The sequence below is a fragment of the Paeniglutamicibacter terrestris genome (genome assembly GCF_012271785.1).
GTDB lineage: Bacteria > Actinomycetota > Actinomycetes > Actinomycetales > Micrococcaceae > Paeniglutamicibacter > Paeniglutamicibacter terrestris.
On record NZ_JAAWVT010000003.1, the window covers coordinates 40,304 to 58,259 of the forward strand.

The window sequence follows — 17,956 nt, forward strand, 5'->3', positions numbered from 1 at the left end:
AAAGGAAGAATGATCTGATGAAAACCCAAGGCGTTGTTCTCACTCTGGCGGTTCGAGATGCCGAACGTTCCCTGGCCTTTTATCGCGATGCCGTGGGCTTCGAGGAGGCCACCCTCGCCATGGGTTTGGTCTGCCTGGAGCTGCCGGGGATGACCATCTTCCTTGCGGAGCACGAGGCCTTCACCAAGTACTCGCGGGAGGCCAAGCGCACGCCGCTGCTGCCGGTGCCCGCCACCGATGCCATTCTGAGCTGTGCCGTCGCATCGGTTTCAGAGCTCGATCAAGTGTTAAGCGCCATCGCAGACTCCGCGGGTAAGGCATTTGAGGCGCACGAGATCGAGCACGTCAGCGGGCGCCTTCAGTACATCGGTACCTTCGCGGATCCCGATGGCCATCTCTGGCAACTAGTGTGCAACCTGGAGAACTCACAGGGCTAAAAGGATCTGAAGGAGCCCGCTGGTGTGTCTTTATTCGAAGCGGGACGGATCGCCTAGGCCAACGCGCGTAATCACTGCTTCGCCACTCGAGTAGTCAACGACCGTGGTGGGTTCGATGCCACACTCGCCGGAATCGATGACACCTTCGACCACGTGGTCAAGCGCCTCCTTGATTTCCCAACCCTGCGTCATCGGATCCTCCTCGCCCGGCAAAAGCAAGGTGCTGGAAAGAATCGGTTCACCCAGTTCTTCCAACAAAGCGCGAACCACAGCGTTATCGGGGATGCGCACACCAATCGTCTTCTTCTTGGCCTGCATCAGGCGCCGCGGTACTTCCTTGGTCGCCGGCAGGATGAAGGTGTAGCTGCCCGGTGTGACGGCCTTGATGTCGCGGAACACTTGATTGCTTACCTCAACATATTGACCCAGTTGGGCGAAGTCCTTGCAGACCAGGGTGAAGTGGTGTTTGTCCCCAACTTCACGAATGCGCCGAATCCTATCCAAGGCGTCGTGGTTTCCGATCTGGGCACCGAGCGCGTAACAAGAATCGGTGGGAAAAGCGATCAGACCGCCGTTGCGAATCATTTCCACTGCCTGAGCAATGGCACGCGGCTGCGGGTTTTCCGGATGAACATCTAAGAATCTAGCCATTGCACGAGCTTACTTCTCCGCCACGATTCACGCACCTGAATCACCCCAATCGGCCCTTGAGCCGCGGCTTGACGGTCAGCTTTGGTCGGGAGCAACGGCGCGTGAAGTCGCTCACGTTGTTTGGCAGCGGTGCCCGCCCATCCCTACCAAAGTGGGTTCGAGGCATGATTTGACGCCTGCGGCGAATTGACTCATGCCGGGCAAGCCATATGATGAATTTGCGACTTAGGTGAACGGAACCCCTACATTGGGTTAACAATGGGGGAACTCGGAGTAGCCCAACGCAACTCGGCCCTTGCCCGTAACCCCACGATTGGTTCATACATGGATCTGACGCTCATCGTCGTCCTGGTCATTGCCCTTGCCTTGTTCTTTGATTTCACCAACGGCTTCCACGACACCGCCAATGCGATGGCAACGCCCATCGCCACCGGTGCCATTAAGCCCAAAGCTGCTGTCGCGCTTGCCGCGGTCCTCAACCTTGTTGGTGCTTTCCTTTCAACGGAGGTAGCTAAGACCATCTCCGGTGGCATCATCAAGGAAGGTGGGGACTCTGGCGTGCAAATCATGCCGGCGATGATCTTCGCCGGACTAATGGGTGCCGTCGTCTGGAACATGCTCACCTGGCTGCTCGGCCTTCCCTCAAGTTCCTCGCACGCACTCTTTGGTGGTCTGATCGGTGCTGCCATCGTTGGTGCCGGATTTGGCGTCATTGACTACGGCGTATTGATGTCAAAGGTTCTGCTTCCCGCTCTAGTGGCCCCGGTGATTGCCGGAACGTCCGCTTATCTGTGTACCAAGCTCGCGTACTCGGTGACCAAGCGCCAAGCTGGGCTTTCCTCACCAAAGCGCGGCGGATTCCGCTACGGCCAGATCTTCTCTTCCTCGCTTGTGGCGCTGGCTCACGGCACCAACGACGCGCAGAAGACCATGGGTGTCATCACCCTGACGCTCGTGGCGTCGGGCCTGCAGGACGCCGGTACCGGACCGCACTTCTGGGTCATCGCAGCGTGTGCCCTGGCCATTGCCCTGGGTACCTACACCGGTGGGTGGCGCATCATCCGAACCATGGGATCGGGCCTGACCGACGTGAAGCCCGCTCAGGGCTTCGCAGCGGAGACGTCCACGGCTGCCGCTATTCTTGCCTCTTCGCACCTTGGCTTCGCCCTGTCGACCACCCAGGTGGCGTCGGGTTCAGTCATTGGTTCGGGACTCGGTCGCAAGGGCGCGGAAGTTCGCTGGGGAACCGCCGGTCGGATCGCGCTCGGCTGGCTCTTCACTCTCCCCGCCGCGGGACTGATCGGAGCCGCAGCTGCGGCTCTGGCTCACTTCGGCAATATTGGGCTGGGCATCGTCGCCGTTCTGGGCATCGGATCCTTGCTGGTCATTTGGGTGCTCTCCCGCCGCGAACTGGTGGGTCATGCCAATGCCATTAGTGACGTTGATGTTTCCGGCGCCGCAGTAAATATCCCCACCAAGAAGCAACGTCGCAAGGCTGCACGAGCCAAGGCCAACGAGGCCGCCAAGGCCAACAAGGTCAGCCAGGCCGCCCCTGTCAACGAGGCCAACGAGGAGGTCAAATAATGACTATTCACTGGGATTCATTCCTGATTGTGGCCGTCGTGACCTGGGCCGCCTCATTGTTCATCGTTGGCGCCTATTCCTTGGGCGTTCGCCTGCTAGCCGTCGGCGAGGACTCCCGGGGCGCAGAAGCCAAGGGATCGCCGCTGCCGGCACGGGCAGCAGCATACGGTTGCTTCGCCATGTGCGGAATCGTGGTTCTTTTTGGCATCATCCTCATCGTTCCGGCTCTGAGCGAAAGAATTCTCGGAGCCTAACAACAGCTTCAGTAGTAATCTTCGCCCGCCCGGATCAGCGCATCCGGGCGGGCGAACGACGTTAACGCCAAAGAAAGCGATTCGGTGTCCCGCGGCGTTGATTCCATGGCTAGGATGGGCAGCATGACGCAATTCAGGTATTTTGTGGCGGCCTCCACCGACGGCTACATTGCAGACGAAAACGAACGACTCGACTGGCTGATGGAGTTCGACGGGTTTGAGGGTCAAGCCGAAAGCTATGACGAATTCATGAACGACATCGGTGCCATCGCCATGGGTGCTGACACCTACGCGTGGATGCGCACCGAGATGGGCGACAAATGGCCCTATCCCGGACTCCCCACGTGGGTCTACACCCACCGGGAACTCGCCCCCATTCCCGGCGCAGACCTGACCTTCGTTCGCGGGGACGTGACCGAATGGGCGCAGGACATCGCACGCAGTGCCAAGGGCAAGGATGTCTGGGTCGTGGGCGGCGGATCGCTGGCTGGACAATTTGTTGACGAGGGACTGCTCGACGAGGTGTTGCTCTATTCCATTCCGGTCCTGCTCGGTGGCGGCCGGCCCCTCTTTGCGATGCGCGGGCAAGCGAAACTTACCCCGACGTACACCCGCGAATACGAAGGAGGAATCCGCGAAACCCGCTACACCGTGAACAAAGCACCGGGCCAAACTCGCGAATACTAAGAGTCGATGCCCTGTTGGCTTGCCGCCAATTCGGCGAGCCAACGTTTGGTGTCTCGTGGTCGGACAAATCGTTTCACCCGATCGGTACCCAACCGATTTTCAAGCTCCAACATGCTCCGGCGCTTGGCAGCAAAGCTCTTGAAATGCCAGAGCAGAATGGACTCTTTGCCAACGGTCCTTTTCCACGTTTCAATGTTTCCGTTGCACACCAACTCGCGTCTCATGATCCGTTTGACGGTGCGCAACAGAAGTCGAAACAGCGAGATCGCACGAGGGTAGTCAAGACAGATCACCAGATCGCTCCGCTCAACGATGTCCCGCCGATAGGGTCCGTAGGCCGAATCAAAAACCCACACCGGCGCCGCTGCCGCCGCCACGGCTAGGGCCTTCTGCTCGGTGACATCACGTTGCACCCAGCCCGGTAGCCAGCCAAACTCGTCATCCACCAAGTGCACCGGGTAGTGCAGAATGCTCCCCAGCTCGCGCGCGAGAGTCGATTTTCCGCTGCCGGTGACGCCATGGCAGAGAATGCGTTGTACGGGCTTAGCCATCGAGCAGCATGTTGGTGATCCGCGAGGTGCACAGCCGACGGCCGGCTTCGTCAATGATCACGATCTCGTGTGTGGTGAGAGTGCGTCCCAAATGAATCGGCGTGCACACCCCTGTCACTAATCCGGTAACTCCTGCACGATGATGGGTCGCCGAGATGTCAACGCCCACCGGCTTTCTGGCGCCCTTGCCATGCACCGCCGCAGCAAATGATCCCAGCGTTTCTGCCAGCGCCACGGAGGCGCCACCATGCAGGATGCCAGCGACCTGTTGATTGCCTTCCACCGGCATGGTGGCCACCACCCGGTCTACGGAAATTTCCGAGAAGATGATGCCCAGCTTCTCGACCAGTGTGCCTACTCCGTGGCTGGCCAACATCGGCCACATGGTCGTGGGAACACCGTGGGCAGCCAGCTGCTGGGCAAATGGATTGCCATCGGCCGCCTGCTCGGAGGCAAAGGTGCCTGATATCTCGATGCTCGATGCGTTGTCTTCAGTGAAATTATTGCTCATGCCAACTAGGCTGGCATCTGTGAGCGAATCAACCAAAATTGTGGCAACCGATCCCCAGCGTTTACTCGTCATTGACGGGCACTCCATGGCCTTCCGGGCCTTCTATGCACTACCGGCAGAAAACTTTGCCACCGACACCGGGCAGTACACCAATGCCGTGCACGGATTCGTGTCGATGTTGCTAACCATGATCCGGCAGCAGAAGCCTACCCACGTGGCCGTGGCCTTCGACCTGGATACCCCAACGTTCCGCTCACTGGAATACACCGAGTACAAGGGCGGCCGTAATAAGACCCCCGAGGAATTCCACGGCCAGATCGATTTGATCCGCAAGGTCATGGAAGCGATGAATATCCCCTCGATCTCCATGGAGGGCTACGAGGCCGACGATATCTTGGCCACCTTGGCTGCCAAGGGCGAAGCTGCTGGATTCAACGTGCTGGTGGTTTCGGGCGACCGAGATGCCTTCCAAATGATCACGGAAAAGACCCTGGTGCTGTACCCCAAGAAGGGTATCTCGGACATTCCACCGATGGACGGGGATGCCGTCGAGGCCAAGTACTTCGTGCGTCCCGAACAGTATTCGGACCTTGCAGCACTCGTGGGTGAAACCGCCGATAACCTTCCCGGTGTCCCGGGCGTCGGCCCGAAGACCGCTGCCAAGTGGATCAACCTTTATGGAGGCCTTCCCGGCATCCTGGAGAACATTGATGCCATCAAGGGCAAGGTCGGCGATTCGCTGCGCGAACACGTGGACAACGTGACCCGCAACCGCCGCCTGAACCACCTGCTTCGCGATTTGGACTTGCCGGTCGAATTCGAGGCAATGACCTTAGAGCGCCCGAATCGCGAGGCCATCGAGGAGCTCTTTGACGCATTGCAGTTCAATACGCTGCGCAAGCGACTCTTTGACCTCTTCGGAGATGAGCCACAAGACGCCGCCGAGGAAGTCGAAATCCCCGCGGCCGAAACACTCGGTGACGCGGCGAGCCTAGACGCTTGGTTCGCTGCCCACGGCGCGCAACTGCTGGGCATGCACCCTGCCACGGTTCCCGTCACGGGTGGCACCGACGTTGTCGGCTTGGCCTTCGCCTCGGCAGATGCCACCGCCTTCATTTCCCTCGAGGAAATTGACGCGGAGACCGAAAAGTCCTTAGCGACGATTCTGGCCTCGGTGAGCTACACGAAGGCTCTGCACGACTTCAAGGACACCTACAAGCTGTTGAAAAACCGTGGGCTTGAGCTCGCTGGGGTCGTTGATGACACCATGATCACCGCCTACCTGATTCAGCCCGATCGCCGCAGCCACGAACTGCACGATATTGCCCAGCAGCACCTGCGCTTCGCGCTTGATACCACCGAGGCTCCTGCCAACGGTCAGCTCGCCCTGGATCTTGAGGGCCCGGATGTGGCGACCCCCGCGGTTCGCGGTGCCTACGCAGTGCGTGAACTGAGCCTGTACCTGGCCGGCATGTTGGTAGAGCGTGGGGGAGCGCAACTGCTCACCGAGCTGGAAATGCCGCTTTCGCTGATTCTGGCGCGGATGGAAATGGCGGGCATCGCCGTGGATACCGCCAAGCTTGACGGACTCTACGAGGATTTCACCACCACCATCAACCGAGCCACCGAAGAAGCATTTGCTGCCATTGGCCACGAGGTTAATCTCTCCAGCCCCAAGCAGCTGCAGGTGGTGCTCTTTGAAGAACTGGATCTGCCCAAGACCAAGAAAATCAAGACCGGATTCACCACCGATGCCGAGTCACTGGCCGATCTTCTGGTCAAGACCGGACACCCGTTCCTGGTTGCCTTGATGGCCTACCGCGACGCAACCAAGCTGCGCCAAACCGTCGAAGGCCTGCGCAAGGCTACTGCCTCCGATTCACGCATTCACACCACCTACGCGCAGACCGTCGCAGCTACCGGACGGCTGTCCTCGCTGAACCCCAACCTGCAGAACATCCCCGTTCGTTCGGAAGAAGGCCGGCGCATCCGCGAGGTCTTCGTGGTGGGCGAGGGCTACGAAACGCTGCTCACCGCCGACTACTCGCAGATCGAAATGCGCATCATGGCGCACCTATCCGGCGACGAGGGCTTGATCCAGGCCTACAAGGACGGCGAGGACCTGCACCGTTTTGTCGGTTCACACGTCTTCGGCGTTGAACCAGCGGAGGTCACCTCCGAGATGCGATCCAAGGTCAAGGCCATGAGCTACGGTCTGGCCTATGGACTGAGTTCCTTCGGGCTTTCCAAGCAGCTGAAGATCTCCGTCGATGAGGCCAGGACCTTGATGAAGGACTACTTCTCGCGGTTTGGCGCGGTGCGTGATTACCTGCGCGCGGTAGTCGATCAGGCTCGCAAGGATGGTTACACCGAGACGATCTTTGGCCGCCGACGCTACCTGCCGGAACTCGCCAGCGACAACCGCCAGCTGCGTGACATCGCCGAACGTGCGGCTCTCAACGCCCCCATCCAGGGGTCCGCAGCCGACATCATCAAACGCGCCATGCTTGGCGTCGAAGAAGGATTGGCTTCGGCCGGTCTGAAATCTCGCATGCTTTTGCAGGTCCATGACGAACTCGTCCTCGAAGTGGCGCCGGGTGAACTGGAGACCGTGGAAAAGATCGTGCGCGACAAGATGGGTGCGGCCGCAGACCTAGCCGTTCCGCTGGATGTCCACGTGGGTATCGGAACGTCCTGGCAGGACGCCGGACACTAATGCCACGGCAGCTGCGCGGCAATACGGACTCCCGTCGCCTTCGGTGGCAAAGTCCGGAGCCCCACGCCGCGATCGCTGCCGAGGTTTTTACCAGTCGTAGTATCCTGCCGATGCTGAGGGGAAGACACCTCAGCATCGGTCAAGCCGTGGGGTCATGCGCGGTGCCAACAACGAACATCGAGGGCACCGCGCACCATTTTTACCCCCACCCGTATCGATCGGAAAGCGTCAATAACTATGAGTGAAGAGAACACGATCCGCATTAATCGATTCGAACCCACACTTATCGACGGTGCCCCGGACGCACAAACGTCCTTGATGCTCTCGTCCATCAGCCGTGGATTCCACGAACTCGAGCTTGACGACGATGACCTGAAGACTCTGGCTCAGATCAATGCGAACGAGAACACCACGTTCACGGCGGCCTACGATGAGGCGGCAGTTCAGCCGTCGCTGCATGCAGATGCCCCCGTTGCGACCTACGCCTCGTTGCCCGGGACACTGAATATCGGCGGCGGAAATCTCATGCCGGTCCACCAGATCACCGCGGTGACCGTCAGCCCCACCCACCGCCGCCGCGGCCTGCTGCGGCAAATCATCACCGAGGACCTGCGCTTGGCGCGTGATGCCGGGGTGGCGTTCGCCGCGCTGACCGCATCGGAAGCCACCATTTATGGACGCTTCGGCTTCGGGCGGGTCACCCAACGCGCCAGGTTCACGCTCAAGGTCTCCGGCGGGCTGCCCCTGCGCGGCACCAGCGAGGGCACCGTGGTGGCCATCAAACCCCAAGAGCTGAGCAAGTATGCCCCGGCCATCTTCGCCGCCGCTCACGCACGGACACTTGGCTCGGTCAGTGCCACACAATTCGACGTGGGTCAGGCAGCGGGTCTCTGGGAAAACCACGATTCGCCCAAGCCGGCAAAAAACCTCCGTGCGGCGCTGCATCTAGATGCCCAGGGGCGCCCCGACGGCTTCATGAGTTATAAGTTCTCCGGCTGGCAGGTTGTCCCTCCCACCATGGAAATTGGCCAGATGTGCGCCGTGACGGGTGCCGGACGCCGAGATCTGATGGCTTACCTCGCATCTCACGACCTGGTGGAAAAGATCACCGGCCGCGGGCCCATCGACGACATCCTGCCTTCCGCGCTTCACAATCCCCGGGACTACAAGGTCACCGCCCAGGGGGACCACCTGTGGTTGCGCATTCTGGATATCAAAACCGCGCTCACGGCACGGACGTACAACGGTGAGGGAAGCATCCGCTTGCGGGTCATCGACGATCTGGGATTGACCTCCGGCGATTGGGAATTGAGTGTGCAAGATTCCGTCGCCCGAGTGCACCCCGCCATGGCCGGTAGTGAGCCGGATGTCACGATCGATATCCGCGATCTGGCTTCGCTCTACCTCGGTGGTTTCCGGGCCACCCATCTGGCTCAGGCCGGAGTATTGATCGTTCACCAGGCAGCGGCACTGGCCACCCTCGATGCGCTCTTTGCCACCAATACCGTCCCCTACTGCCAGGCGGACTTCTAGGATCATGACCAGTACTGCACCACGATCCACCCTGACCGGACGCCGCTCCGTGCTCGCTGCCCTGCTGGGAGCCAGTGCAACCCTTCTTGGTGCCTGCGCCGCTGACCCGGCATCACCCACGGCCCCGGTGAGCACCCCGCCGCCAACTCCGAGACCAACCGCGACCGCGGTCAGCTCTGCGCCATCGTCGTCCACGGCCTCGGCGGCGGCTCCTCAAAAGAGTATTCCCAGCCGCCAGACCGTGGTGGCCGCTCACGCCGGGAAACCTGCCGGCGCCTTTGGTCTGGAAATTCCCGGCATCAAACTGGGTCTACCGCCCGGTGCGCGCGGTGCAGCCCTGACCTTTGATGCTTGTGGGGGAAAACACGGTGCGGGTTATGACGCGAAATTGATCGCCGCGCTGCGCAAGCACCAGGCTCCAGCCACCTTGTTTATCAATAGTCGCTGGGCACAAACCAATGCCTCACTGCTGCGCGATTTGATTGCCGACCCGCTCTTTGAGATCGCCAATCACGGCACCTCGCACGCACCGCTCACCAGTCGGGGGCAAGCAGCCTATGGCATCCCGGGCACCAAAACGGTGGGGGAAGCCTACGACGAGGTCGTGGGAAACCAACACTATTTGGCCGACGAATTTGGTGTTGAGGCGAAGTTCTTCCGTTCCGGCACCGCGCACATGGATGAACTCGGTGCCGCAATATGCCGGGACGTGGGGCTCATTCCGATGAACTTCACCATCAATCTGGACGCCGGAGCGACGTTCCCGCTCGCTACCGTGGCGGCCCAAACCATGCAGCTAGGCGCCGCTGACGTGGGAATTGCGCACTTTAATCAACCGTCTTCGGCTACCTCGGCCGGAGTAGCCCGGGCGCTTCCGGGGCTGATCGAAAAGCTCGAGTCCAAAAATCTACGCCTGCTCACACTTTCGGCGGCCTTCGCCTGAGTTATCGTGCTTTTTGGGTTGACAAGATTCGGATTTGACGTTTTGACCCGGCAGGGTGTGGGGGAATAGACTAGGTGAGCGTGTTCCGGCTACTGCCGTGCCCGCACTCAAGCTAAATTCGGAATATGCCGGGGCTTCCGGCTGACCGACTCATACAGACTATCCACATCGGAGTCCCTACTACATGACCATCACCTCCAACGAGAAGACCAGCGCACCGGTCGTTGCAATCAACGACATCGGATCTGCTGAAGACTTCCTCGCTGCCGTCGACGCCACCATCAAGTACTTCAACGATGGCGACCTCGTCGAAGGCACCGTCGTCAAGGTTGACCGCGACGAAGTCCTGCTCGACATCGGTTACAAGACCGAAGGTGTCATTCCTTCCCGCGAACTTTCCATCAAGCACGACGTAGATCCGGGCGACGTTGTCGCCGTCGGTGACCTCGTCGAGGCCCTCGTCCTCACCAAAGAGGACAAGGAAGGTCGTTTGATCCTGTCCAAGAAGCGTGCTCAGTACGAGCGTGCTTGGGGCGACATCGAAAAGATCAAGGAAGAAGACGGAGTCGTTACCGGCACCGTCATCGAGGTGGTCAAGGGCGGCCTTATCCTCGACATCGGCCTGCGCGGCTTCTTGCCGGCATCGCTCGTCGAAATGCGCCGTGTGCGCGATCTGGCTCCGTACATCGGCCAGGAAATCGAAGCCAAGATCATCGAGCTGGACAAGAACCGCAACAACGTTGTTCTTTCCCGCCGTGCATGGCTCGAGCAGACTCAGTCCGAGGTTCGCTCCACGTTCCTCAACAAGCTGGAAAAGGGCCAGGTTCGTCCCGGCGTTGTTTCCTCCATCGTCAACTTCGGTGCATTCGTGGACCTTGGCGGCGTAGACGGTCTCGTCCACGTTTCCGAGCTGTCCTGGAAGCACATCGACCACCCGTCCGAGGTTGTCGAAGTTGGCCAGGAAGTCACCGTCGAGGTTCTCGAGGTCGACCTGGACCGCGAGCGTGTTTCGCTCTCGCTCAAGGCCACCCAGGAAGATCCTTGGCAGACCTTCGCCCGCACCCACGCCCTCGGGCAGGTTGTTCCGGGTAAGGTCACCAAGCTGGTTCCGTTCGGTGCATTCGTTCGCGTCGAAGACGGAATCGAAGGCCTCGTACACATCTCCGAGCTGGCCGTGCGCCACGTGGAGCTGGCCGAGCAGGTTGTCTCCGTTGGCGACGAACTGTTTGTCAAGGTCATCGACATCGACCTCGAGCGTCGTCGTATCTCGCTGTCCCTCAAGCAGGCTAACGAGGGCGTAGATCCCGAAGGCACCGAATTCGATCCGGCACTCTACGGCATGGCCGCAGAGTACGACGAAGAGGGCAACTACAAGTACCCGGAGGGCTTCGATCCGGAGTCCAACGAGTGGCTTGAAGGCTTCGAGACCCAGCGCGCAGCTTGGGAGCAGCAGTACGCTGACGCCCAGACTCGCTGGGAAGCTCACAAGAAGCAGGTTGCTCAGCACGTTGCTGACGACGCAGCAGCAGATTCGGCTCCGGCCGAGTCCGCTACCTCGTCCTACTCCTCGGATGCTCCGGCAACCGAGGCCGGCACCCTGGCATCCGACGAAGCACTCGCAGCACTGCGCGAGAAGCTTGCCGGCGCCTAAGCCACACACTTTTGATGAATCACTGATTCACCCGAAGTAACCTAGCGAAGGGCCCCTTCCGCCACTGGCGGAAGGGGCCCTTCGTCGTACCCGGGATGTTTAGGCGACGGCTCAACCGCGACAAAACAACCATGGCGGCCCCGCGCCGAGAAGCTGCGAAACCGCCATGGATGCTCTTCTGTGTTGAAAGAAGGTAGGAGTCGATCAGTCGATGACGGCCACGGCGCGGAAGATGACCTCATCGGCACGCCGCAGCGAGAAGTCCTGATTGGGATAGTCGAGCGTGGCAAAGTACGCGTTGGTATGAGCGATGATCTGATCCCCGGTTAACGACTGCCCCTCGAAGGTGGCAGCCCCGGTGGTGTGGGCATCACGGACGACCGTGACGTCATAGCCCATCGAAGCGGCGCGACCGGCGGCGGTACGCACACAATAATCCGACTGTGCACCGCAGATCACCAGGTTCCCGATGTCCTCGGCGATCAACGAGGCGTGTAGTCCCGTCCCGGTAAAGGCATCGCGGTAAGACTTGTGGATTCGGTGTTCGGAATCTTGTGGCTGAAGTGGGGAGACCAATCGCCACGCGGTGGAGTGGCGTTCGAATTCGCGTTCATCCTGCACCCAGTAGATGGGTGTGCCGGTGTCGCGAGCGCGGGACACGAGGTCCTGTACGCGGGCGATGACCTTCTTGGGATGCACACAGTATTCCAATACGCCGTTCTGCATGTCGATGATGACCAGTGCCGTTTTTGTGCCTGCGAGTTGCTCGTCCATGGAAGCAGTATTGCATCACTTGGACTCCGGCAGTACGAACCTCGCCCGTGGCGTCGCAGGAGACTAAAATGTGGCCATGAATGAGCCGCATTCCATCGCGGTCATTGTCGCGCATCCCGACGATGACGCCTACGGGTGCGCCGGATCCATTGCCCTGCACGAGGATGATCCCGGGTTCCGCTTTATCCTGGTGCTGGCCACCGATGGGGCAGCGGGTCAAATTTCCGCCGGTGTCCAAGCCACCGCCGACACTCTCGGAGCCGTCCGGCGGATGGAAAGTGCCAACGCGTGGCGTGCCCACGGCACCATCCCGGCGCGCCACGAATGGCTCGGTTACGACGACGGAGAGCTCGCTCGGGTGGACTTCGAAGAATTGGTGCAGCGCGTGATGGACATCCTGCTGGCGGAACGGCCGCAAGTGGTCGCGACGTTCGGACCGGACGGAATCACCGGACACCGTGACCACATCATGATCGGGCGCGCCACCGATGAGGCCTTTGATCGGGCCCGCCGGATACCCGGACCGGGGCTGCGGCGCCTGGTCCACGGGGCGATCAGGGCCTCCACGCTGGAACGCTGGAACGTGGTGCGCCAGCGGTCGGGACTTCCCGGTTGGGACCCGGAGAAGGAGTACCAGCTGCGCCCGGTTCCCGATGAGCTCATCGACATTGAGGTCGATACTTCCGCGGTGAGTTCACGCATTGTGGCCGGATTGCTGGAGCACCGTAGCCAGCGCGATGTGCTCTTGGAGTCGGTCAACACGGTGTCTCGCTGGGAACGGGTGGTCTCACGTGAACCGGCGGTGCTCAGCTGGCCGCCGCGGGCCGCCGGGCAGCCACTGCTGCGAGATCTCTTCGAGGGACTCTGAAACACCAACAATCTCCTCCCATCGAGCACACGGAATCACCCCCATTGATGATGCTTGCGCGCGATGCACCGACATATCCTTATAAAAACTCATCAAGGGGACATGACATGGGCCGCAAGATCCGGGACGACGCGATGGTGGTGCTGCCGCGGCACGTAGTGTCGGACGAGCAGTGGGCTGCGGTGCCGCGCACCGTGCCAAACCGCCTGCTGCGTTGGGGATCCATCCTTCCCTACTACGCGCTCATCGCCTGGTGGATCATCGCAGACGAGCCGACCGAATTTGTTGTTGCACTCATCTTTTGGGGATTCTTCACCGTCTTCTCGGCACGGATGACACCGTGGCTGGCCCTGAGTGGGGTCTGTGGACTGTATCTGAGTGCGGATCTGGGCCCGCTGGCCACCGCTTTGCTGGTGGCCAGCGCCGCATGGTTCCTCGGGCTGGGCCTCGGAGCGGCGGTGAGCGGGCTACGCCTGTCACTGGCGATCCGGCGCTGGCGGTTGATAGCGGCCGGGAGCCTCACGGTGTCTCGTTCTCTGCTCGCTGGCCCGGGTACGCTCATCACGTCGCGCGGCCGGGTGGGGTATTTCTTCGTCGTGATTATTGCCCTGATCCTGTTCAGGTTCGGCGCGATGTTCGTGCGCGATCCAGAAAGCAACTTCCGCTCGCTTGCCGAGACCTTCACCTTTGCCGACGGTGGGTTGGTCATCCCGCTGCTGGGAATACTGTTTTGGCTCAGTGTTTCGCTGGTGGCGTGGATCGTTGAACGCATCGCCGGTGATGTGGTGCTCCAGATTCCGGTGGATCCGACGCACGGACCGCTAACCCTAGGCCGGGTGCTCAATGCGGTGCCGCGCACCGAGGCTCTTCGCCCCGGATGTACCTGTGGGGCGAGGCAGTCCGACGCCGGTGGCGATATGCCGCAGGTCCTGGTCTTGGACGATGTCTGCCCGATCCATGGGATCGATGCGGTTAATGCGCTGGAACCGCAGGAGTTTTTGCGCGTAGCCAACGAGCCCTGGGTGTGGGGAGAAAACGCTGCGGCCCTGCCCGTACGTGCCAACGAACGCCTGGAGATCGTGGGACTTTACGGCTGGGGGAGTCGTCCTGCGGTGGTGGCAACCCCCGCTCCGGGGAAAAACGCCGAGGCACCCACGCACACCGGCTACCGGCCATGGCGCACCGCAGAGGTCTTCAATCGCGCCAAACGCAAGATCCGCTGGCGCGACTCAGCTGACTCGGATCCAAACTTCCTCGCCGAGGAAAAGACCGCTGCGCCGATCACCGACCACATCCGCCTGCACGGCGTCGGCCTTCCGGGCTACGCGGTGCGCAGCACCGGGCAGCGGCCACGCTTTGAAACCAACCCGGCACCACTGGCACGCAGCTACGCCACGCGGCCGGAGATTAGCGACGCGTCGACACCGTCACGGTGAACTTCGGGTTTTTGGCCACCTGACGCGTGGGACCCACCAACTTTTCTAGCTGCCCGCGGTAACCCAAATGCGAATTCCATACGCACCACAGCTCCCCGCCCGGGGCCAGTACGCGGGCGACATCGGTGAACAACTTCAACGCGATCCCGGCATGGACGGTATTGCCCATGTGGAAGGGCGGATTGAGGATCACCACCGACTCCGAGCCGTCACCGCGCGCGGCCAGCGCATCATCTTGTACGGCGGTGATGCGCTCACCCACACCGTTGGCCGCGGCCGTGGCGTCGGTGGAGGCCACGGCGGAGGCCGACTGGTCGCTGGCTAGCACCCGAACGCCGGGGTATTTCAGCGCGACGAAGGTAGCAATTGACCCATTGCCGCAGCCCAGATCCACCACATGCTGTGCATCGCCGGGTAGCTCAAGGTGTTCCAGCAGGAAGCGGGTGCCCGGATCCAACTTGGCGCCACCAAAGGTCTGCGCGAAGGCGCGCAGGGCCAGTGGTTCGGCCAAGGCGAGCTCGTGGGAGGAACGCAAGGGGAAACGCGGAGCGGGGCGTGCGGTTTTCTCGCGCAGTCCCACGGCGGTGAGCACGCGGGACTTTTGGCGTCCCAGCGAGGCTGTCACGGATTCAAAGTAACTGCCCAGCACCTCATTCATGCTGTGATTCATGTGCTTGATGCGCCCGGTGGCCATGACCTTGACCCTGGGATCGGCATGTTCGGCGATGAACCCGAGCATTTCCTCCAGGGCGTCCAGCGAACGCGGCAACACCAGCAGCACCAGCGTGGCTGAGTGCAACAGTTCGGCGCCGAGGGGTAGTAAGCGGAATTCGTCACTGAGTTCCGGAAGTAGTCTCTGCGCATTGGCGGTGATGGCGCGGGATCCGGAGAGTGTGTCTTGGTGCACCCGCACGCCGTGCACACCGGAAGCAAGGACCCCGAGCGTTAGCGCGCCATAGTGATCACCCAAAATCACGACCTGGCCCGGTGCGCTCGGCCAACCCGCCGCCGCGCCAAGATCTAGCAGCAGACGATCCGCCGCATCAACCGCGGCAAGGTTTTGTGCCTCAACATCTGGCCACCGCCGCAATAATTCAAAATTCAGACTCATCGTGCATCCACCCATTCGGTTCCCAAATCTTCTGCGCTGCTTGCGCCGGCGCTGAGTGTTGCCAGCCGGTCGTAAAACGTCGTCAAAATACTGCCCTCATCGTTCAGCCCCACCCGCAGGGTGGCCAGTGCCGGCCCATAATCGGTGCCCAGTACCCGCACCCCGGCGGCGCGCAGGTCATTTTCCAGCCGTCCGACCGCAGCATAATCGGAGTTGATCCCTAGGATGCGCAGGCGCTGGCGGCGCAATAACGGTGCGGTATCCAGCGCGCTGGACACCGATTCGGAGTAGGCGCGCACCAGACCCCCGGCGCCCAGTAGGATACCGCCGAAGTAGCGCACCACCACCGCCACCACATCGGAGAGGTCGGTTCTTCCCGCACTCGTCTCGCGTTTGGCCAGGGCGTCGAGCATCGGGATGCCGGCGGTGCCCGAAGGTTCACCGTCATCGTTGCTGCGCATCGCGGTACGGTCCGGCCCCAGCAGGAAGGCACTGCAATGGTGGCGGGCGTCAAAGTGCTTTTTGCGTAATTCGCTGATCAGTGCGCGAGCCTCTGGCTCGGATTCAACCCGGCGCAGGTAGGTGATGAAGCGCGAGCGCTTGATCTCCAGCTCGGCCACATGCTCGCCGTCCAGCGTTGTATAGGCCGTCGCCACAGAATCGTTGTCCATTACCGATCCATTCTAGTCAATCGGCGCGTGGCCTTCGCTGCGCCGGTGCGCGGTGGTTGAATCGCTGAGCACCATGCTGGAGGAGGGAAACGAACCCAGCCGCGCCCAGCGCATGGTCCACAGCTGAATGTTGTAGTGGCGACGGTAGGCTAGAAGCATGCTTAACGTTGGTCTGACAGGCGGAATCGCCGCCGGAAAATCTGCTGTGGCTGCCCTGCTGGTGAAACACGGCGCCGTGCTCATTGACGCCGATGCCATCGCTCGCGCCGTGGTGGCGCCCGGGACCCCCGGGCTCGCCGCGGTGGTTGCCGCCTTTGGCCAGGACATCCTCACCCCCGCCGGGGCACTTGATCGGCCAGCGCTGGGCACGCTGATTTTTTCCGACACCGCCGCGCGACTGAAACTCAATTCCATCGTGCACCCGCTGGTGCGCGCACAGGCCGAAAAGCTGCGCGCCGACGCCGTGGAGCAGGCAGTCATCGTTCAGGACATCCCGCTGCTGGTGGAGAGCGGGCAAGCCGCGAACTTTGACCTAGTGATCGTGGTCGCGGCCCCGCTGGAGCAACGCCTGCAGCGGATGGTGCACGAGCGCGGCATGAGTGTGGAGGATGCCAAGGCGCGGATCGCAGCTCAAGCCACCGATGAAGAGCGTGCGGCCGTCGCCGACATCGTCATCACCAACTCCGGCACGCTCGAAGAATTACAACACCACGTTGACTCAGTCTGGGAGACCCACATTGTCCCGAATAACACCCATGCCCGCTGACGCCGAATCGGCCCCGACCTCCGCTGCTAGGGAGCACCTCGAGGCGCTCCTGGCCGCCGAAATGCTCAAGGCCCGCAACGAGATGCGGGTCATCCGCGGTATGTGGCTTTTCTCCGGGCTGGCCCTAGTGATCGCCATTCTGCTCTGGACACTGGCCGGGGGCCGTGAACAATTCATCACACGCGACTCGGGCTACGACGCCACGGTATTGCTGCCGGGGTGGCTGGCACTGGCCGGACTGCTGGCCGCGGGAACCGCCACGGTGCTGTTCATGATCAGGCTGATGCGAGCAACGCTCGGAAACATCGAGGAGCGCCCGGCCCGCAAGTGAAAACCTCCATGATCGCCGAATCCTTCCTCCGGCACGAACCCGCGGACGGCTCACCACCCCACCTGGTGAGCATCCAACGCGACCCCTCACGCGCGGCGGGCGTTGACGGCACCTTAGGATCCGTCCAGCTGCGCTACCACTCGCTGCAGCTGATCCCCGTCGAGTGCATCGATGAGCTGCCGGGGATCTGGCACGCGCTGCTGGACACCGTCGAGGGCTTCCTCACCGACGGGCGCGCGACGGTGCCCTACCCGTGTATCGAAGCGGAATTCACGCTGGAGTCCAGCGGGAGCCGGACCAAGTTCACCGCCGGGAAGGTACGCCACATCGTGGAGGCAGGCGAGCTAGTCAACGGCATCCTGGACGGGGCGATGGAGTACTTCGACTTCGTCTCCGGCACGCAGGATGCGGCGATGACACGCATCGGCCGGCTGCGTGAGCGGGCCAATGCGGCGGGTCTTTGCGCCTAAGGCGAGCATGC

The 17,956-nt window shown here is 61.5% G+C and carries 20 protein-coding genes; 13 read left to right on the forward strand and 7 right to left on the reverse strand.

What is annotated here, in order from left to right; translation table 11 throughout:
• The first annotated feature begins 17 nt into the window (after positions 1-17).
• The gene (locus HED64_RS07920) at positions 18-437 is read left to right on the forward strand and encodes a VOC family protein (RefSeq protein WP_168151514.1); all 420 of its coding nucleotides are present in this window, start codon (positions 18-20) and stop codon (positions 435-437) included.
• Positions 438-467: 30 nt separating this feature from the next.
• Here the strand turns inward: HED64_RS07920 and HED64_RS07925 are convergent, their stop codons facing one another.
• A complete protein-coding gene (locus HED64_RS07925) occupies positions 468-1,088 on the reverse strand; it encodes an L-threonylcarbamoyladenylate synthase (protein WP_168151515.1) in 621 nt (206 codons plus the stop codon).
• A 324-nt stretch (positions 1,089-1,412) separates the two neighbouring features.
• Between HED64_RS07925 and HED64_RS07930 the strand changes: the two genes are divergently transcribed.
• From HED64_RS07930 to HED64_RS07940, 3 genes are all read left to right on the forward strand, one after another.
• Complete coding sequence (locus tag HED64_RS07930) at positions 1,413-2,672, forward strand: inorganic phosphate transporter (protein WP_168151788.1); 1,260 nt, start codon at positions 1,413-1,415, stop codon at positions 2,670-2,672.
• Positions 2,672-2,926, forward strand: a complete 255-nt coding sequence (locus HED64_RS07935; RefSeq protein WP_168151516.1) for a hypothetical protein — start codon at positions 2,672-2,674, stop codon at positions 2,924-2,926. Before HED64_RS07930 ends, HED64_RS07935 begins: the two co-directional genes overlap by 1 nt.
• 123 nt (positions 2,927-3,049) lie before the next feature.
• Complete coding sequence (locus tag HED64_RS07940; RefSeq protein WP_168151517.1) at positions 3,050-3,613, forward strand: dihydrofolate reductase family protein; 564 nt, start codon at positions 3,050-3,052, stop codon at positions 3,611-3,613.
• Here HED64_RS07940 and HED64_RS07945 read toward each other — a convergent pair.
• Positions 3,610-4,164 (reverse strand): P-loop NTPase family protein, encoded by a 555-nt coding sequence (locus HED64_RS07945; RefSeq protein WP_168151518.1) that lies wholly within the window; start codon positions 4,162-4,164, stop codon positions 3,610-3,612. The genes HED64_RS07940 and HED64_RS07945 overlap by 4 nt on opposite strands.
• A complete protein-coding gene (locus HED64_RS07950; protein ID WP_342590681.1) occupies positions 4,157-4,675 on the reverse strand; it encodes a hotdog fold thioesterase in 519 nt (172 codons plus the stop codon). Before HED64_RS07950 ends, HED64_RS07945 begins: the two co-directional genes overlap by 8 nt.
• Positions 4,676-4,760: 85 nt before the next feature.
• On the opposite strand from HED64_RS07950, the gene polA reads away from it, so the two are divergent.
• The 4 genes from polA (at position 4,761) to rpsA (ending at position 11,518) form a co-directional block, all read left to right on the forward strand.
• Positions 4,761-7,391, forward strand: coding sequence for a DNA polymerase I (gene polA / locus HED64_RS07955; protein WP_245325841.1), 2,631 nt, complete (start codon positions 4,761-4,763; stop codon positions 7,389-7,391).
• 237 nt (positions 7,392-7,628) lie between these two features.
• The gene (locus HED64_RS07960) at positions 7,629-8,924 is read left to right on the forward strand and encodes a GNAT family N-acetyltransferase (protein WP_168151521.1); all 1,296 of its coding nucleotides are present in this window, start codon (positions 7,629-7,631) and stop codon (positions 8,922-8,924) included.
• A 4-nt stretch (positions 8,925-8,928) separates the two neighbouring features.
• Positions 8,929-9,867, forward strand: coding sequence for a polysaccharide deacetylase family protein (locus HED64_RS07965; protein ID WP_168151522.1), 939 nt, complete (start codon positions 8,929-8,931; stop codon positions 9,865-9,867).
• A gap of 184 nt (positions 9,868-10,051) precedes the next feature.
• The gene (gene rpsA / locus HED64_RS07970) at positions 10,052-11,518 is read left to right on the forward strand and encodes a 30S ribosomal protein S1 (protein ID WP_132364981.1); all 1,467 of its coding nucleotides are present in this window, start codon (positions 10,052-10,054) and stop codon (positions 11,516-11,518) included.
• Between the two features lie 204 nt (positions 11,519-11,722).
• Here the strand turns inward: rpsA and HED64_RS07975 are convergent, their stop codons facing one another.
• Complete coding sequence (locus tag HED64_RS07975; protein ID WP_168151523.1) at positions 11,723-12,292, reverse strand: isochorismatase family protein; 570 nt, start codon at positions 12,290-12,292, stop codon at positions 11,723-11,725.
• A gap of 76 nt (positions 12,293-12,368) precedes the next feature.
• Here HED64_RS07975 and HED64_RS07980 point away from each other — a divergent pair, with 76 nt between their 5' ends.
• Both HED64_RS07980 and HED64_RS07985 read left to right on the forward strand, forming a co-directional pair.
• Positions 12,369-13,160 carry a PIG-L deacetylase family protein gene (locus HED64_RS07980; RefSeq protein ID WP_168151524.1) on the forward strand — a complete coding sequence of 264 codons (792 nt, stop codon included), beginning with the start codon at positions 12,369-12,371 and terminating at the stop codon, positions 13,158-13,160.
• A 107-nt stretch (positions 13,161-13,267) separates the two neighbouring features.
• A complete protein-coding gene (locus HED64_RS07985; RefSeq protein WP_168151525.1) occupies positions 13,268-14,596 on the forward strand; it encodes a hypothetical protein in 1,329 nt (442 codons plus the stop codon).
• Here HED64_RS07985 and HED64_RS07990 read toward each other — a convergent pair.
• Genes HED64_RS07990 through HED64_RS08000 form a run of 3 tightly spaced genes read right to left on the reverse strand, consistent with a single transcriptional unit; the run spans position 14,568 to position 16,537 of the window.
• Positions 14,568-15,707 carry a class I SAM-dependent methyltransferase gene (locus HED64_RS07990; RefSeq protein WP_168151526.1) on the reverse strand — a complete coding sequence of 380 codons (1,140 nt, stop codon included), beginning with the start codon at positions 15,705-15,707 and terminating at the stop codon, positions 14,568-14,570. The genes HED64_RS07985 and HED64_RS07990 overlap by 29 nt on opposite strands.
• Positions 15,704-16,378, reverse strand: a complete 675-nt coding sequence (locus HED64_RS07995; protein ID WP_168151527.1) for a YigZ family protein — start codon at positions 16,376-16,378, stop codon at positions 15,704-15,706. Before HED64_RS07995 ends, HED64_RS07990 begins: the two co-directional genes overlap by 4 nt.
• Before the next feature lie 12 nt (positions 16,379-16,390).
• Positions 16,391-16,537, reverse strand: coding sequence for a hypothetical protein (locus HED64_RS08000; protein ID WP_168151528.1), 147 nt, complete (start codon positions 16,535-16,537; stop codon positions 16,391-16,393).
• On the opposite strand from HED64_RS08000, the gene coaE reads away from it, so the two are divergent.
• Genes coaE through HED64_RS08015 form a run of 3 tightly spaced genes read left to right on the forward strand, consistent with a single transcriptional unit; the run spans position 16,536 to position 17,945 of the window.
• On the forward strand, positions 16,536-17,144 hold the full coding sequence (gene coaE, locus HED64_RS08005; protein ID WP_168151529.1) for a dephospho-CoA kinase: 609 nt from the start codon (positions 16,536-16,538) through the stop codon (positions 17,142-17,144). The two genes, HED64_RS08000 and coaE, sit on opposite strands and share 2 nt — an antisense overlap.
• On the forward strand, positions 17,134-17,475 hold the full coding sequence (locus HED64_RS08010) for a hypothetical protein (RefSeq protein WP_168151530.1): 342 nt from the start codon (positions 17,134-17,136) through the stop codon (positions 17,473-17,475). Before coaE ends, HED64_RS08010 begins: the two co-directional genes overlap by 11 nt.
• Positions 17,472-17,945, forward strand: a complete 474-nt coding sequence (locus tag HED64_RS08015) for a hypothetical protein (RefSeq protein ID WP_168151531.1) — start codon at positions 17,472-17,474, stop codon at positions 17,943-17,945. Before HED64_RS08010 ends, HED64_RS08015 begins: the two co-directional genes overlap by 4 nt.
• The last annotated feature ends 11 nt before the right edge of the window (positions 17,946-17,956 follow it).

Excerpts from the sequence above, each read along its gene's own strand:
- HED64_RS07920 (WP_168151514.1), top strand. The coding sequence starts at position 18 with ATGAAAACCCAAGGCGTTGTTCTCACTCTGGCGGTTCGAGATGCCGAA.
- HED64_RS07925 (WP_168151515.1), bottom strand. The coding sequence starts at position 1,088 with ATGGCTAGATTCTTAGATGTTCATCCGGAAAACCCGCAGCCGCGTGCC.
- HED64_RS07930 (WP_168151788.1), top strand. The coding sequence starts at position 1,413 with ATGGATCTGACGCTCATCGTCGTCCTGGTCATTGCCCTTGCCTTGTTC.
- HED64_RS07935 (WP_168151516.1), top strand. The coding sequence starts at position 2,672 with ATGACTATTCACTGGGATTCATTCCTGATTGTGGCCGTCGTGACCTGG.
- HED64_RS07940 (WP_168151517.1), top strand. The coding sequence starts at position 3,050 with ATGACGCAATTCAGGTATTTTGTGGCGGCCTCCACCGACGGCTACATT.
- HED64_RS07945 (WP_168151518.1), bottom strand. The coding sequence starts at position 4,164 with ATGGCTAAGCCCGTACAACGCATTCTCTGCCATGGCGTCACCGGCAGC.
- HED64_RS07950 (WP_342590681.1), bottom strand. The coding sequence starts at position 4,675 with ATGAGCAATAATTTCACTGAAGACAACGCATCGAGCATCGAGATATCA.
- polA (WP_245325841.1), top strand. The coding sequence starts at position 4,761 with ATGGCCTTCCGGGCCTTCTATGCACTACCGGCAGAAAACTTTGCCACC.
- HED64_RS07960 (WP_168151521.1), top strand. The coding sequence starts at position 7,629 with ATGAGTGAAGAGAACACGATCCGCATTAATCGATTCGAACCCACACTT.
- HED64_RS07965 (WP_168151522.1), top strand. The coding sequence starts at position 8,929 with ATGACCAGTACTGCACCACGATCCACCCTGACCGGACGCCGCTCCGTG.
- rpsA (WP_132364981.1), top strand. The coding sequence starts at position 10,052 with ATGACCATCACCTCCAACGAGAAGACCAGCGCACCGGTCGTTGCAATC.
- HED64_RS07975 (WP_168151523.1), bottom strand. The coding sequence starts at position 12,292 with ATGGACGAGCAACTCGCAGGCACAAAAACGGCACTGGTCATCATCGAC.
- HED64_RS07980 (WP_168151524.1), top strand. The coding sequence starts at position 12,369 with ATGAATGAGCCGCATTCCATCGCGGTCATTGTCGCGCATCCCGACGAT.
- HED64_RS07985 (WP_168151525.1), top strand. The coding sequence starts at position 13,268 with ATGGGCCGCAAGATCCGGGACGACGCGATGGTGGTGCTGCCGCGGCAC.
- HED64_RS07990 (WP_168151526.1), bottom strand. The coding sequence starts at position 15,707 with ATGAGTCTGAATTTTGAATTATTGCGGCGGTGGCCAGATGTTGAGGCA.
- HED64_RS07995 (WP_168151527.1), bottom strand. The coding sequence starts at position 16,378 with ATGGACAACGATTCTGTGGCGACGGCCTATACAACGCTGGACGGCGAG.
- coaE (WP_168151529.1), top strand. The coding sequence starts at position 16,536 with ATGCTTAACGTTGGTCTGACAGGCGGAATCGCCGCCGGAAAATCTGCT.
- HED64_RS08000 (WP_168151528.1), bottom strand. The coding sequence starts at position 16,537 with ATGCTTCTAGCCTACCGTCGCCACTACAACATTCAGCTGTGGACCATG.
- HED64_RS08010 (WP_168151530.1), top strand. The coding sequence starts at position 17,134 with ATGCCCGCTGACGCCGAATCGGCCCCGACCTCCGCTGCTAGGGAGCAC.